This window comes from Kitasatospora sp. NPDC005856 (assembly GCF_040629945.1).
Taxonomy (GTDB): Bacteria; Actinomycetota; Actinomycetes; order Streptomycetales; family Streptomycetaceae; genus Kitasatospora.
Genome location: NZ_JBEXWT010000002.1, coordinates 24741 through 37677, shown reverse-complemented (window position 1 = coordinate 37677; position 12937 = coordinate 24741). Strand labels below are relative to the sequence as shown.

At 72.5% G+C, this 12937-nt stretch carries 14 protein-coding genes; 6 read left to right on the top strand and 8 right to left on the bottom strand.

The genetic code is table 11. The annotated features are described in order from the left end of the window. Positions 1-77 precede the first annotated feature (77 nt). Positions 78-2321: a heavy metal translocating P-type ATPase gene (locus ABZ449_RS02665; protein ID WP_360338964.1), complete on the bottom strand. Its 2244-nt coding sequence runs from the start codon at positions 2319-2321 to the stop codon at positions 78-80. A gap of 188 nt (positions 2322-2509) precedes the next feature. Here ABZ449_RS02665 and ABZ449_RS02660 point away from each other — a divergent pair, with 188 nt between their 5' ends. The 3 genes from ABZ449_RS02660 to ABZ449_RS02650 all read left to right on the top strand — a co-directional run bounded on the left by ABZ449_RS02660 (position 2510) and on the right by ABZ449_RS02650 (position 4289). Then, entirely contained in the window at positions 2510-2845 is a 336-nt protein-coding gene (locus ABZ449_RS02660) for a metal-sensitive transcriptional regulator (RefSeq protein ID WP_360338961.1), read from the top strand. 58 nt (positions 2846-2903) lie between these two features. Further along, positions 2904-3851 (top strand): hypothetical protein, encoded by a 948-nt coding sequence (locus ABZ449_RS02655; RefSeq protein ID WP_360338958.1) that lies wholly within the window; start codon positions 2904-2906, stop codon positions 3849-3851. A gap of 87 nt (positions 3852-3938) precedes the next feature. Further along, positions 3939-4289 (top strand): hypothetical protein, encoded by a 351-nt coding sequence (locus ABZ449_RS02650; protein ID WP_360338955.1) that lies wholly within the window; start codon positions 3939-3941, stop codon positions 4287-4289. Positions 4290-4292: 3 nt separating this feature from the next. Here the strand turns inward: ABZ449_RS02650 and ABZ449_RS02645 are convergent, their stop codons facing one another. The 4 genes from ABZ449_RS02645 to ABZ449_RS02630 form a co-directional block, all read right to left on the bottom strand. Continuing rightward, complete coding sequence (locus ABZ449_RS02645; RefSeq protein ID WP_360338952.1) at positions 4293-4754, bottom strand: hypothetical protein; 462 nt, start codon at positions 4752-4754, stop codon at positions 4293-4295. Positions 4755-4955: 201 nt separating this feature from the next. Then, positions 4956-5153, bottom strand: coding sequence for a hypothetical protein (locus tag ABZ449_RS02640; protein ID WP_360338949.1), 198 nt, complete (start codon positions 5151-5153; stop codon positions 4956-4958). Continuing rightward, positions 5150-5431, bottom strand: a complete 282-nt coding sequence (locus ABZ449_RS02635) for a hypothetical protein (protein ID WP_360338946.1) — start codon at positions 5429-5431, stop codon at positions 5150-5152. Before ABZ449_RS02635 ends, ABZ449_RS02640 begins: the two co-directional genes overlap by 4 nt. Then, a complete protein-coding gene (locus ABZ449_RS02630; RefSeq protein WP_360338943.1) occupies positions 5428-5865 on the bottom strand; it encodes an ATP-binding protein in 438 nt (145 codons plus the stop codon). The genes ABZ449_RS02635 and ABZ449_RS02630 overlap by 4 nt, the downstream gene beginning before the upstream one ends. A gap of 290 nt (positions 5866-6155) precedes the next feature. Here ABZ449_RS02630 and ABZ449_RS02625 point away from each other — a divergent pair, with 290 nt between their 5' ends. Together ABZ449_RS02625 and ABZ449_RS02620 are read left to right on the top strand one after the other, a co-directional pair. After that, positions 6156-6983 (top strand): helix-turn-helix transcriptional regulator, encoded by an 828-nt coding sequence (locus ABZ449_RS02625; protein ID WP_360338940.1) that lies wholly within the window; start codon positions 6156-6158, stop codon positions 6981-6983. Then, positions 6980-7198 carry a DUF397 domain-containing protein gene (locus tag ABZ449_RS02620; protein WP_360338937.1) on the top strand — a complete coding sequence of 73 codons (219 nt, stop codon included), beginning with the start codon at positions 6980-6982 and terminating at the stop codon, positions 7196-7198. Before ABZ449_RS02625 ends, ABZ449_RS02620 begins: the two co-directional genes overlap by 4 nt. A gap of 268 nt (positions 7199-7466) precedes the next feature. Here ABZ449_RS02620 and ABZ449_RS02615 read toward each other — a convergent pair whose 3' ends face one another. From ABZ449_RS02615 to ABZ449_RS02605, 3 genes are all read right to left on the bottom strand, one after another. Then, positions 7467-8909, bottom strand: coding sequence for an MFS transporter (locus tag ABZ449_RS02615; RefSeq protein ID WP_360338934.1), 1443 nt, complete (start codon positions 8907-8909; stop codon positions 7467-7469). Positions 8910-9281: 372 nt separating this feature from the next. Next, positions 9282-10427 carry a CU044_5270 family protein gene (locus ABZ449_RS02610; protein ID WP_360338931.1) on the bottom strand — a complete coding sequence of 382 codons (1146 nt, stop codon included), beginning with the start codon at positions 10425-10427 and terminating at the stop codon, positions 9282-9284. After that, positions 10424-11065, bottom strand: a complete 642-nt coding sequence (locus tag ABZ449_RS02605; RefSeq protein WP_360338928.1) for a sigma-70 family RNA polymerase sigma factor — start codon at positions 11063-11065, stop codon at positions 10424-10426. Before ABZ449_RS02605 ends, ABZ449_RS02610 begins: the two co-directional genes overlap by 4 nt. Before the next feature lie 232 nt (positions 11066-11297). On the opposite strand from ABZ449_RS02605, the gene ABZ449_RS02600 reads away from it, so the two are divergent. Continuing rightward, the gene (locus ABZ449_RS02600; protein WP_360338925.1) at positions 11298-12836 is read left to right on the top strand and encodes a serine protease; all 1539 of its coding nucleotides are present in this window, start codon (positions 11298-11300) and stop codon (positions 12834-12836) included. Positions 12837-12937: the final 101 nt, after the last annotated feature.

Here is a 12937-nt window from a genome sequence, read left to right as displayed (position 1 = left end):
CCGGCGGATCCGGGACGTACCGAGGCCCCGGAACCCGCGTGGGGTTCCGGGGCCTCGGCGCGTCGGAGGCAGCGGGCTCAGCGGAAGCGGCGCAGCCGGAGGCTGTTGCCGACCACGAAGACCGAGGAGAAGGCCATCGCGGCCCCCGCGATCATCGGGTTGAGCAGGCCGGCGGCGGCCAGCGGGAGGGCGGCGACGTTGTAGCCGAAGGCCCAGAACAGGTTGCTCTTGATGGTCCCGAGGGTCTTGCGGGAGAGCCTGATGGCGTCCGCCGCGGCCAGCAGGTCGCCGCGGACCAGGGTGAGGTCGCCGGCCTCGATGGCGGCGTCGGTGCCGGTGCCCATGGCCAGGCCCAGGTCGGCCTGGGCGAGCGCGGCCGCGTCGTTGACGCCGTCGCCGACCATCGCCACGACCCTGCCCTCGGCCTGCAGCCGCTTGACGGTGTCGACCTTGTCCTGCGGCATGACCTCGGCGATCACGTGCTCCGGCTCGATGCCCACCTCGGCGGCGACCGCCTCGGCCACCGCCCGGTTGTCACCGGTCAGCAGCACGGGGGTCAGGCCCAGCGCCCGCAGCTTGCCGATGGCCTCGGCGCTGGTCGGCTTGACCGCGTCGGCGACCTCCAGCACGGCCCGCGCCTCGCCGTCCCAGCCGACCGCGATCGCGGTGCGGCCGGCCGCCTCGGCGGTGCGCTTGGCCTCGGCCAGCGCCTCGGGCAGGTGCTGCGACCACTCGTTCAGCAGGGCCTCCCGGCCGGCCACCACGGCGTGGCCGTCCACCACGCCCTGGACGCCCAGGCCCGGGACGTTCTCGAAGCCCTCGACGGCGGGCAGTTCGCCGGCCTTGGCGGCGGCGGTGGCGATCGCCCGGGCGATCGGGTGCTCGGAGGCGTGCTCCAGGGCACCGGCCAGGCGCAGCACCTCGGCCCGGTCCACGCCCTCGGCGGTGTGCACCGCGAGCAGGGTCATCTGGCCGGTGGTGACGGTCCCGGTCTTGTCCAGGACGATGGTGTCGACCTTGCGGGTGGACTCCAGGACCTCCGGGCCCTTGATCAGGACGCCCATCTGGGCGCCGCGGCCGGTGCCGACCAGCAGGGCGGTCGGGGTGGCCAGGCCCAGGGCGCACGGGCAGGCGATGATCAGCACGGCCACCGCTGCCGTGAAGGCGGCGGTCCAGCCCTCGCCGGTGCCCAGCCAGTAGCCGAGGGTGGCCACCGCGAGGGTGATCACGATCGGCACGAAGACCGCGGAGATCCGGTCCGCGAGGCGCTGCGCGGCGGCCTTGCCGTTCTGCGCGTCCTCGACCAGCTTGGCCATCCGGGAGAGCTGGGTGTCGGCGCCGACCCGGGTGGCCTCGACCACCAGCCGGCCGCCCGCGTTGACGGTGGCGCCGGTGACGGCGTCCCCGACCCCGACCTCGACCGGGACGGACTCACCGGTCAGCATCGAGGCGTCCACCGCCGAAGCGCCCTCGACCACCACGCCGTCGGTGGCGATCTTCTCGCCCGGCCGGACCACGAAGCGGTCGCCCACCGCGAGGTCGGCGATCGGGATGCGCACCTCGGCGCCGCCGCGCAGCACCGTCACGTCCTTGGCGCCCAGTTCCAGCAGTGCCTTGAGAGCAGCGCCGGCGGTGCGCTTGGAGCGGGCCTCGAAGTAGCGGCCGGCCAGGATGAAGGCGGTGACGCCGGCCGCCGCCTCCAGGTAGATGTTGGACGAGCCGTCGCTGCGGGCGATGGTGAACTCGAAGCCGTGCCGCATGCCCGGCATCCCCGCGTCGCCGAAGAACAGCGCCCACAGCGACCAGAGGAACGCGGCGATGGTGCCGAGCGAGACCAGGGTGTCCATGGTCGCGGCGCCGTGCCGGGCGTTGGTGAACGCGGCCCGGTGGAACGGCCAGGCGGCGTAGGTGACGACCGGCGCGGCGAGGGTCAGCGACAGCCACTGCCAGTTGTCGAACTGGAGGGCCGGCACCATCGCCATCGCGATCACCGGCACCGCGAGCGCCACCGCGGTGAACAGCCGCTGGCGCAGCGGGGCCAGTCCGTCGGCCGGCTCGGCCTGCTCGGCGCCCGCGCCCTCGGTGACCGGCGGCTTGGGCAGCGCCGCGGTGTAGCCGGTGGCCTCGACCGTCGCGATCAGGTCGGCGACCTCGACCCCGCCCTCGAAGGTGACCTTCGCCTTCTCGGTGGCGTAGTTGACGCTGGCGGTGACCCCGTCCATCCGGTTGAGCTTCTTCTCGATGCGGGCCGCGCAGGAGGCGCACGTCATGCCGCCGATCGAGAGTTCCACCTCCGCTGAGGCGGGTGCCTGGGTAGTCATCGTCGCTCCTCGTGACAGTTCGTGCGCTTGTGGTGCGGTACGTTCGTCGGCCGGGCCTTCATACCCAGGAGGGGTATCGGGCGGTGCCGGGTTCATTTATACCCCTGAGGGGTATCGACCGCAAGGGCTGACCGATACCCCAGGGCCGTATTTTTTCGGAGCGGAGATTCGCTTGACTTGATACCCCCATGGGGTATTCACTCATGGGCATCGAGCCCCGCCGGACTCCCGAGGAGGACCCCATGGCCGGCTACCACAACGACAAGGACCAGCTCCTGCGCCGACTGCGCCGCGTCGAGGGCCAGATCCGCGGCCTCCAGCGCATGGTCGACACCGACACCTACTGCATCGACACGCTGACCCAGGTCTCGGCCGCCACCAAGGCCCTCCAGTCCGTCGCGCTGCAGCTGCTCGACTCCCACCTCGCCCACTGCGTCCACGACGCCATCGCGACCGGCGGCGCCGAGGCGGACGCCAAGGTCGCCGAGGCCTCCCAGGCCATCGCCCGGCTCATGCGGGCCTGAGCGCCCGCCCCCTCTTCCCTTCCGCTGCCCGCAACGCGTCCCGAGGAGAAACCCCGCCATGAACACCCCGCTGCGCATCACCGCCTTCGCCGCCGGACTCGCCGCCGCCTTCGGCCTCGCCCTCGGCGTCGGCCACGCCACCGGCAACGGCGGCCCCTCCCCCAAGCCCGCCATGGCCGGGCACGCGGGGCACACCGAGGAGTCGGGCGGCGGCGCCGCCGAGCACCTGCCCGGCGGGCTCCAGGTCTCCGAACGCGGCTACACCCTCAGCGTCGAGAACCCCTTCGTGACCGCCGGCTCCCCCACCGACCTGCGCTTCCGCATCCTCGGCTCGGACGGCAAGCCCGTCACCGCCTACCAGCCGCAGCACGAGAAGGACCTGCACCTGATCGTCGCCCCGCGCGACCTGTCGACCTTCCAGCACCTGCACCCCACGCTGGCCGCCGACGGCACCTGGAGCGCCCCGACCGCCGTCCCCGCCGCCGGGGAGTACCGGGTCTTCGCGGACTTCACCCCGGCCGGCGCCGCCGAGGGCCTCACCCTCGGCGCCGACCTGCACGCCGCGGGCGACCTGCGGCCCGCCCCGCTGCCGCAGACCGGACGGACCGTCACCGTCGACGGGTACACCGTCACCCTCGGCGGCGACCTCACCCCCGGGCGCAGCGGCGGGCTCACCCTGAGCGTCAGCAAGGACGGCAAGCCCGTCACCGACCTCCAGCCCTACCTCGGCGCCTACGGCCACCTCGTCGCCCTGCGCGCCGGCGACCTCGCCTACCTGCACGTCCACCCGGACACCACGACCCCGGGCCCGGAGATCGGCTTCACCACCACGGCACCGAGCACCGGAAGCTACCGGCTCTTCCTGGACTTCAAGCACCAGGACACCGTCCGCACCGCGGCCTTCACCCTGACGACGGACGGCACCACGGCACCGGCCGCCCCGGCCACCACCCCGGCCGCGCCCGCCGCCGAGCACACCGGGGAGGCGGGCGGCCACCAGCACTGACCTGCTCCACCGCGCACACGAGTGCCGGGCGATCCCCTGACGGATCGCCCGGCACTCTTGGCGTTCCCGCACACATAGGCTCCCGGCATGCACAACACCCTGACCGACCTCGCCCGTTGCATCTACGGCGACGAGCACGGCCCTGCTCCCGCCTGCGAACTCGACTGGGCACACGCGGAGTCATCCCTCATCGAGCGGCTGACCTTCGCCGACGCGGAGGAGATCCTCACCATGCTGCGCACGCTCTGCCCGCACCTCGTGGACGGCTACCTGCCGGTCCGGATCCGCAACCTCGCCTATCGGCTGCTCCTGTTCCAGCGGCCGGACGATCCGGCCCTCATGCGTGACGCGGCCGACAGCCCCTACCTGCACGGCCCGGATTGGGACGACATCGCCGAGGAGTTGAAGCAGCGCGCGGATGCACTTGAGGCGCAGTGAGTGTCAGGGGCGACGAACAGGATCGGAGTCGCCCTCGGGCTCGCGGGTGATGATGGCGTACAGCGCAGGGTCCGCGTAGACCTCGGCGCTGTGCTTCCACTGGGTGAGCAGAACCGCGATCGGGGCGAGGTCGTCCAGGGCCGCCGCACCGCGCGCCGTGTCGACCAGCTCGGCGATCAGGGTGTCCATGTCCCCTTCGGGCAGGAAGGTGCTCCAGGGCAGGGCGTCGGGCAGTGCTTCACGCAGGGCGGCAATGTTCTCGGTCCGCACCAGCCCCGCAAGCAGTCGGGAGGTGAAGTCCACGACTGAAGCATCGCGTTCCATCTGGTCGACACGCATCAACGCGAGGTCCGCGGCGTCGCGTCTCCGTAGCCGGATCGCACGAACGGTGTCCAGTCGGCGCGTGGTCGCCGCCGGGTGGTGGAGCAGTTCACTGAAGGGCACTTCCTCGAAGGCCGCAGGCATGACGTTCACAGTAGCTCGGACAGGGGCGGGTGCCCTCACATCGAGGCCAGGCTCACTGGCAGCCCTGGTCCGCGCGTGGATCGCCGCGCCGGCCGCCGTGCGGGCTGTCTCCCGTACCCAGCCGGCCGGCGACCGCCCGGCGCCGGGCAGGCCCCTACGGAAGGTGCCGGGCGATCCGTACGGGATCGCCCGGCACCTCTTTCACTCGACGGGGTGTCGGGCGGCCTGCCGGAGCACTGCGAGGAGAAGGGCCTCCGCGTTGCCCGGGGTGGCCGCCCAGAGCCTCATCTCGGTGTGGGCGGCCCGGCGGCGGGGGCTGATGGCGCGGATCGGGCGGGAGAACTGGGCGCCGAGGCACCACCACATCTCGACGCGGGCCCAGGTGAGTCGGGCGATCACTCGGGGTCGGCCACGCGCAGGTAGATCGGGTGGGTGGACTCCACACCGATGAAGGCCATCGCGCGAACCGCGCCGAACTCGACCAGCTGGTGGGCGATTCGAGCGACGGCGGCCTCGCCGAAGCGGTCGGCGAGGCAGCCGGCCTGGTCGTCGTCCAGCGGCAGTCGGGCGAGGCCGGCGCGAATGGCGTCGAGGGCGCCGGAGAGGCTGTTGAAGGTGGTGGCCTGGGTGATGCCCTTGATCTCGGCGGAGATGGGGAAGGGGAGTTCGATGTTCACTTCGCGCCCCCACCGATCAGCGCCCACACCGTCTTGCCGATGCCGCCGCCCTCGCGGGGGCCACAGCCCCAGCAGTCCGCCAGCTGGGAGACGAGCCAGAGCCCGCGCCCGCCCTCGTCGTGCCCGTCGGCAAGGCGCGGGACGGAGGGCAGGTTGGCGTCAGCGTCGTGCACCTCGACCCGGAGAGCGTCGGGACGGCGCTCGAACCGGATGCGAATGAGCCGCCCCGGCGGGGTCTTGGCGTGGAGAACGGCGTTGGTGACGAGCTCGCCGACCACCAACTCGGCGATGTCGAAGAGCCGTTCACCGTCTGGTTGGCCGGCGAGGAACGTTCGGAGCAGCCGTCGGGCAGCGCTGGCGGACTTGGGGTGCATGGGCAGCCACCAGGAGTACGGATCGGTGGGGGTGAGCGACTTCTCCAGCATTCCGGGCATGGCGGGGCCTCCTCCGGGGTGGTGGGAACGTTCGCGATCCGAAGGACGGCAGAGGGCAAAGGAATGCCCGAGCGATGAGCCGCGAGGATCACGCTGTGTGGTGATGTTCACCACACTTCGTAAGCATGCTCCTTGGCGATGGTGATGTGCAAGCGGACCCAGCGAAGTGCATATGCCCCTTGGGATCTGATGTGACGAAACCACTTCCGCTACGCCAGACTGTCGCCCGACGACAGAGCGCGACGAGGGGAGGTCGGAGAGTGGCCGCAACACCTACAGTGCGCCGCCGATTGCTGGGATTGGAGCTTCGAAGGATCCGAGAGGGACTCAACCTCAAGGTCGATGACGTGGCAGCACGTCTCGGATGGCACCAGTCCAAGGTCAGCAGACTGGAGAACGGCCGCCACGGAGTGCGGGCGAACGAGGTCGGGATACTGCTCGACGTCTACGAGGTCGCCGACCCTGACACCCGGAACGCACTCGCAACGCTGGCGCGTGAGGGGAAGCGCAGGGTGTGGTGGCAGCCGTACTCGGATGTGATCTCGCAGCGCTATGCCTCGTTCATCAGCTTCGAGGCGGAGGCTGTGTCGATCCGCAACTTCGAGTCATCGCTGATCCCTGGGCTACTCCAGACCGCTGACTACGCACGGGCGGTTACTCGGAAGCTCCAACCAGAGGGCACAGCCGAGGAGATCAATGCTCTGGTCGACGTGCGCATGGCGCGGCAGAACGCCGCACTCCGACGCGAGGAACCACTCAAGCTCTGGGCGATCGTGGACGAGGCCGCACTCCGACGGGTCGTCGGCAGCAGGGCCATCATGGCGAAGCAGCTTCAACAGCTCATCTCCGCATCCAAAGAACCGAACGTGACCTTGCAGGTCGTGCCGTTCGAGGCCGGCGCGCATCCTGGTGTGTTGGGCTCGTTCGCGATTATGGAGTTCCCCGTTCGGAACGATCTCGATGTGGTGTACACCGAGGCTCTGACGAGTAGCCTCTACCTCGAACGAGATGACGATGTAACGGCTTACGACCAGGCCTTTGACCGGCTTCGGGCAGCAGCCCTCGATGTGGGGCCATCGCGGCGACTCGTCACACAGATTGCAAAGGAACTCGAATGATCGACCCGTATCGAGACAGCCTGAAACACGCGGCTTGGCGCAAGAGCAAGTTCAGCGGCAACCAGGGCAACTGTATCGAGGTCGCTGACGGATTCGCCGGCGTCGTCCCCGTCCGCGACTCCAAGGACCCCGACGGGCCGGCGCTCACCTTCCCCGCCGACGCCTGGACGGCCTTCGTTGCCGCCGTCAAGACTGGCGAACTCCCCAGCACTTGAGCCCGCCTGCGCGAGAAGTCGGCCCGGCCGACTTCTCGCGCGAGGCCAGTGCAGTGTGGGCCGCGCCTTCGGCGGCGGCCGCGACGGCGCCTGCCAGGCAGGCGAGCAGACAGCGCGTGACCGGGTGGCGTACGGCCCTCAGCAGGGCGGGCGGCAGGGCGGCGGGGGCTTCGCGGGGCGTCATCGGGACTCCTTCACACAGGGCACGGACGCCGGGGCCGCGTCGGGTGACGCGGCCCCGGCGGGGCGGACGGGGTGGTGGACGGCCTCACGCGGCCGTCGCGGACTTCGCGGACTTCGTCCCGCGGGCGGCGCTCTCGGGGCGAGGGGTGCGCAGGGTGGCCGCCGCGAGCAGGCCGCCGACCACCGCGATCGCCGCGGCGCCGATGAAGGCGGCGGAGAAGCCCGAGGTCAGGCCTTCGACCGTGGCGTCCGGGGTGCGGGCGCCGGCCAGGGCGGTCATCGCGGCCAGGCCGAGGGCCGAGCCGACCTGGTAGCCGGTGTTGACGATCCCGGAGGCGAGGCCGCCGTCCTGCGGGGGCGCGCTGGAGATCGCGGTGCCGAGGGAGGGGATGAAGGCGAGCGCCATGCCGACCGCGGCGAGCAGCGAGGCGGGCAGCACGTCGGTCCAGAAGTTGCCGTCCGGGCGGGCCAGCGAGAGTCCGAACAGGCCGGCGCCGAGGGCGAGCATGCCGGTGACGACCAGCGCCTTGGGGCCGAAGCGGGCGATCAGCCGGGGCGCCAGGGTGATCATGATGCCCATGATGGCGACGGTCATCGGCAGCAGGGCCGCGCCGCTGGCGAAGGCGCCGAGGTGGAGCACCTGCTGGAGGTAGAGGTTGAGGAAGAACCACATCGGCACCCAGGCCGCGGCCAGCAGGAACTGGGCGAGGTTGGCGGCGCCGAGGTTCGGCACCCGGAAGATGCTCAGCCGCATCAGCGGCTCGCGGCGCCGCGCCTGGACGACCAGGAAGGCGATCAGCAGCACGACCGCGCCGGCCAGCGTCAGCAGGGTCGGGGCGGAGGCCCAACCCGCCTCCGGGGCACGGACGATGGCGTACACCGCGGCGGCCAGGCCGCCGGTGACGGTGAGCGCGCCGACGATGTCGATGCCTCCGCTGCGCCGGGGCGCGGAGGGCATCAGCGCGGGGGTGGCGAGCAGCGCGACCACGGCCACCGGGATGTTGATGTAGAACACCCACGGCCAGCTGACGTACTGGGTGATCAGGCCGCCGAGGAAGACGCCCGCGGTGCCGCCGGCCGGGGCCGCCGCACCGTACAGGGCGAAGGCCTTGGTGAGCTCCTTCGGGTTCCCGCCGAAGAGCATCATCAGCAGGGTGAGCGCCGAGGGGGCGATCAGTGCGGCGCCGAGCCCCTGGACGCCGCGCCCGGCCAGCTCGGTGGGGACGTTCTGGGCGAGACCGGCGAGAAGCGAGCCGGCGCCGAGGATCGCCCAGCCGGCGCTGAACAGGCGGCGGGCGCCGAGCAGGTCGGAGAGCCTTCCGCCGAGCAGGAGCAGGCCGCCGAAGGCGACCACGTACGCGTTGAACACCCAGGACAGGTCCTCCTGGCCGAAGCCGAGGTCGTCCTTCATCCTGGGCAGGGCCACCCCGATGATCGAGGTGTCCATGATCACCACGAACTGTGCGGCGGCGATCAGCGCCAGGGCGCGCCACCTCCGGGGGTTGGGCCCGGTCTCGTCGGTTGCCATCTCTTACTCCCTACCCGTTAGGGGTATCGCCGAGGGCGAGGACACTCGCCCTCGCCTCGGTACTGGCCGGTGATCGTCAACTTGCTGGGCAGGCATGGTGAGGGCAGCGGTCGACGACCCCGGTGAGGACGAGCCAGAACATACCCTAGGGGGGTAGGGTTTAGTCAACGGGTGACGGCAGCGCGGATCGCGGCGCCAGGAGGTGAGGGGTACCCACAAGAGGCGGGAATCCTGCGCTCGTGGAGGGTGGTTGACGGATCGTCAGCATTCGCGGCGTGAAGGGAAAAGCGTGTGCGCCGGCCAGGGCGGCCGGCCGCCGGTACGACGGTCAGCCGGCGGCCGGTACGGCGGCGGGCGACAGCGCCGCGCCGTCTACGGGAGTTCGCCGACGCGATCGACGGCGCCCCGGGCGAGGACGGCCGAGGTGCCGACCACCGTCCCGGCCGGGCCCGCGTCACCGACCTCGCTGAGGACCGTGCGCTCGCCGAGGAACGCGTACGTGGTCCGGTCGAAGACCCACTGGGTCTGCTGCCCGTGCGCCGTACGGGCCACCGCGACGCCCTCGCGCCCGGCGGCGTCGACGGCCGAGCCGACCACCGTGACCCCGGGGATCCGCTCGGCGGCCCGGTAGAGCGCGGCACTCACCTGCGGTGGCGCCCAGGTCTCGGCCAGCAGGTCGCCGATCGCGGCGAACGCCCGCTGGTCCGGGTCCTGCCCCTGACTCCGACTCTGCCCCCGGGTCTGTTCGCGGATCAGCTTCAGCAGCGCGTCCGGGTCGGTGGGCAGGGAGGCGACGTACACATGGGCCGGTTCGCCGATCGACGGGCCGCTCCCCCGGGTGGCGTCGGGCCGCGGCGTCGCCCCCGGCCGGTCGAGCCGGAGGACCGGCCCGTCCTCGCCGAGCCGGGTGTCGGACCCGCCCTCCTCGCGCAGCAGGCCGGGACGACTGCCGTCCGCGGACAGCCACACCTGCCGGCTGTGCACGGGAGCCATGGTCACGGGACCGCCCCCCGCGCTCTGCGCCGCGTACGCGACCTTGCTCTCGATGTAGACGAACTGGTCGGCCCGGGCCGTCGGTTGCTCGGACCCGGCGGCGGCGAGTGCGATGCGGTCGAGGAGCCGTACGGCTTCGGAGGTGCCGGGGGCACCGCCCTCCGCCACCGTACGGTCGCGCCCGGCCGTCCCCGCACCGCCGAGGTCCACCGCCACGACGCCGGCCACCGCCAGCGCGCAGACGAGTGCCGGCACCGCGATCCGGAACCGGGCCGACCGCCGGAGCGGGGCACGCGGAGCGGGACGGCCCCGCGGCTCGGCGGCCTTGCGCAACAGCGCTTCCCGCAGCAGCAGTCGGCGATCCGCGTCCAGTTCGGGCACCCGAGGAGGCGGCAGCAGCTCGGCCAGTGCGCGGCGCTCCGACTCCTCGGGCCGCTCAGGCCGCTCCGGCCGCGAGGGCTGCTCGGACCACGAGGGCTCCTCGCCCGACGGGCCTGGTCTGCCGCGCCATGGGGTGGCGTTCATCCGTGACTCTCCTGGGTCGACGGCCGGAGCGCGGGAAGGCGGCCCGGTACGGGCGAGGCGGCGGCGGAGGCGGCCGCGCGGGCCCTGGCTTCGGCCTTCGCCTCCGCCCTGGCCTCGGCCTCGGTGAGTTCGCGCAGCCGGGCGCGGGCCCGGGACAGCCGCGAGCGGACGGTGCCGACCGGCGTGCCGAGCGCCTCCGCCGCGCTCGCGTAGTCCAGTCCGGCCCACACCACGAGGGTGAAGACCTCCCGGTCGCGGCGCCGGAGCCGGGCGAGTGCGCGACGCGCGGCACGCAGGTGCTCGATGTCGGCGAGGTGGGCGACCAGGTCGTCGGAGAAGTCCGGGACGGCGCCGCGTTCCGGGAGCCGGGCGAGCGCGAGGTCACGGCGCCGGCGGGCACGGGCGTTGCGGCGCATGATGTTGGTCGCGATCCCCAGCAGCCACGGGCGCAGGCCGTCGCCGTCGGGGTGCAGCCTCTCCCGGCCGCGCCACGCCTCCAGGAAGGTCGTCGAGACGACGTCCTCGGCCTCCGCCCAGTCGCCCGTCACGCGCAGCGCGTAGCGGTACAGCACCTGGGCGTGCTCGTCGTACAGCTCGCCCAGGACGTCGGGGTCGCCGCGGCGAAGACGCGTTCTCATGAGTGCTTCCACACTCTGCCCTGCCCGGTCCGTCGCCCGGGTTCCGGTGACGTGCGTCACAGGAACTCCCCCGTCCGTCCGAGCAGTGCAGAACATGACCGCAACTTCCGCACCCTGCCCCGCACCCCGCCCCACCCCTTGCTCCGCTTCCCGCTCCGGCTCCGGCTCCGGCTCCGGCTCCGCGCCCCGTGCCGTGTTTCGTTCCGTGCGTCGCCGGAACGCCCTCCGGGCCGTGGCCGTAGCCGTCGCCCTGGTCGGCACCTCGACTCCCGCCTTCGGCGGCACGGCCTTCGCCACGGAAGCGGAAGCGGAGACGTACACCCTCACCATCAGGCACCTGGACCGCGACGGCCAACCGGCCGGGACGTTCCGCACCCACCTCAGCGGGGTCTTCGAGAACGGCGGCGAGGAGTTCCTCAACCAACAGGACGCCTCCGGTGTCACCACCGTGCGGCTGCCCAAGGGCCGGTACCTGCTGGACAGCACCCTGCCCGCGGGCGAGGGGACGGGCGGCCCGGCGTGGACGGACTGGGTCGTCCAGCCGCGCCTCGACCTCGACCGGGACACCACCGTCACCGTCGACGCGCGGACCACCGTCCCCGTCGACGTCCGGCCCCCGGACGGCAACGCGCGCTTCCTGCAGAGCTCGATGTTCGTCGAGGTCACGCACGGGGGTGTCACCAGGAGCGCCAACGTCGGCAACAGGTCGACGAACCTGCGCATGAGCCACCTGGGGCCCGAGACCGAGGCCGGCGCGGTGAAGCAGTGGTACGACGCGCACTGGGCGACCGACACCGGCGGCTACCTGCTCGGCCAGACCCATTCCGGCACCCGCGCCCTGACCGGGCTCACCCGGCAGTACTCCACTGAGGAACTGGCCACCCTGAACATCCGTGGCGCCGCCGGACCGGGCAGCACCGGCACCGCCCTCCTCAGCGTCCTGCCGAGCACCGGGACGGTCGCCGGCGCCCCCCGGGTCCTGAGGACGCCGGGCACCGCCACCTTCCTGGTCGCGCCCGAGCGCGGCACCTGGGACATCGCCGTCACCGTCCCCGGCGCCGACGAGGCGGCACCGAACTACTACGCCGCCGACCGCATCGCCGTACGAGCCGGAACCACGACCACCCACATCTTCGACAGCCCGGTCTTCGGCCCCGCACTCACCGACCGTCCCGCCGTCTCACGCGACGGCGACCGGATCACCGCGAACGTCCCGCTGCTCGCCGACGGCGACGGCCACGCGCCGTGGACCCCGTCCTTCGACACCGCCTACACCTCGCTGTACCGCGACGGCGTGCTGGTCGGCGCCGCCTCCGGCGCGGCCGGACGCGGCGAGTTCACCGTGCCCGGGGGGAAGGCCTCCTACCGCCTGGCCACCACGGCCACGCGCAAGGCCGCGGCCGGCGCGACCACCCGCGTCGACGCGTCCTGGACCTTCACCTCGGCCACCACCACCGGGCCGACCGCGCTCCCGATCAGCGTCGTCCGCTTCTCCCCGGAGCTCGACCTGAGCGGCACCGCGACGGCCGGCAGCGCACTGCGCATCCCGGTCACCGTCCAGGGCTCCGGCGCGGACGGCCGCACCCGCTCGCTGACCGTCTCGGTCTCCACCGACGGCGGCGCCTCCTGGACCCGCCTCCCCGTCGAAGCCGGCGCCGTCACCGTCCAGAACCCGCCCGCGGGCACCGACGTCTCCCTGCGCGCCGAACTGACCGACGCCGACGGCAACACCCTCGACCAGACCATCGCCGACGCCTACCGCACCCGGTGACGACGGCGGCCACCTGACGGGTCGGCGCCCGCCTCCACCTCCGGCAGGCGCCGACACCTCTCGGCGTCCGCCCGGCCATCGTGTCGCGGCATGACCGCGTA

Bases quoted from the DNA above. Each gene is read 5' to 3' on its own strand.
- ABZ449_RS02605 (WP_360338928.1), bottom strand. From the start codon at position 11,065: ATGAGAACGCGTCTTCGCCGCGGCGACCCCGACGTCCTGGGCGAGCTG.
- ABZ449_RS02665 (WP_360338964.1), bottom strand. From the start codon at position 2,321: ATGACTACCCAGGCACCCGCCTCAGCGGAGGTGGAACTCTCGATCGGC.
- ABZ449_RS02655 (WP_360338958.1), top strand. From the start codon at position 2,904: ATGAACACCCCGCTGCGCATCACCGCCTTCGCCGCCGGACTCGCCGCC.
- ABZ449_RS02645 (WP_360338952.1), bottom strand. From the start codon at position 4,754: ATGCCTGCGGCCTTCGAGGAAGTGCCCTTCAGTGAACTGCTCCACCAC.
- ABZ449_RS02630 (WP_360338943.1), bottom strand. From the start codon at position 5,865: ATGCCCGGAATGCTGGAGAAGTCGCTCACCCCCACCGATCCGTACTCC.
- ABZ449_RS02615 (WP_360338934.1), bottom strand. From the start codon at position 8,909: ATGGCAACCGACGAGACCGGGCCCAACCCCCGGAGGTGGCGCGCCCTG.
- ABZ449_RS02610 (WP_360338931.1), bottom strand. From the start codon at position 10,427: ATGAACGCCACCCCATGGCGCGGCAGACCAGGCCCGTCGGGCGAGGAG.
- ABZ449_RS02620 (WP_360338937.1), top strand. From the start codon at position 6,980: ATGATCGACCCGTATCGAGACAGCCTGAAACACGCGGCTTGGCGCAAG.
- ABZ449_RS02660 (WP_360338961.1), top strand. From the start codon at position 2,510: ATGGGGTATTCACTCATGGGCATCGAGCCCCGCCGGACTCCCGAGGAG.
- ABZ449_RS02650 (WP_360338955.1), top strand. From the start codon at position 3,939: ATGCACAACACCCTGACCGACCTCGCCCGTTGCATCTACGGCGACGAG.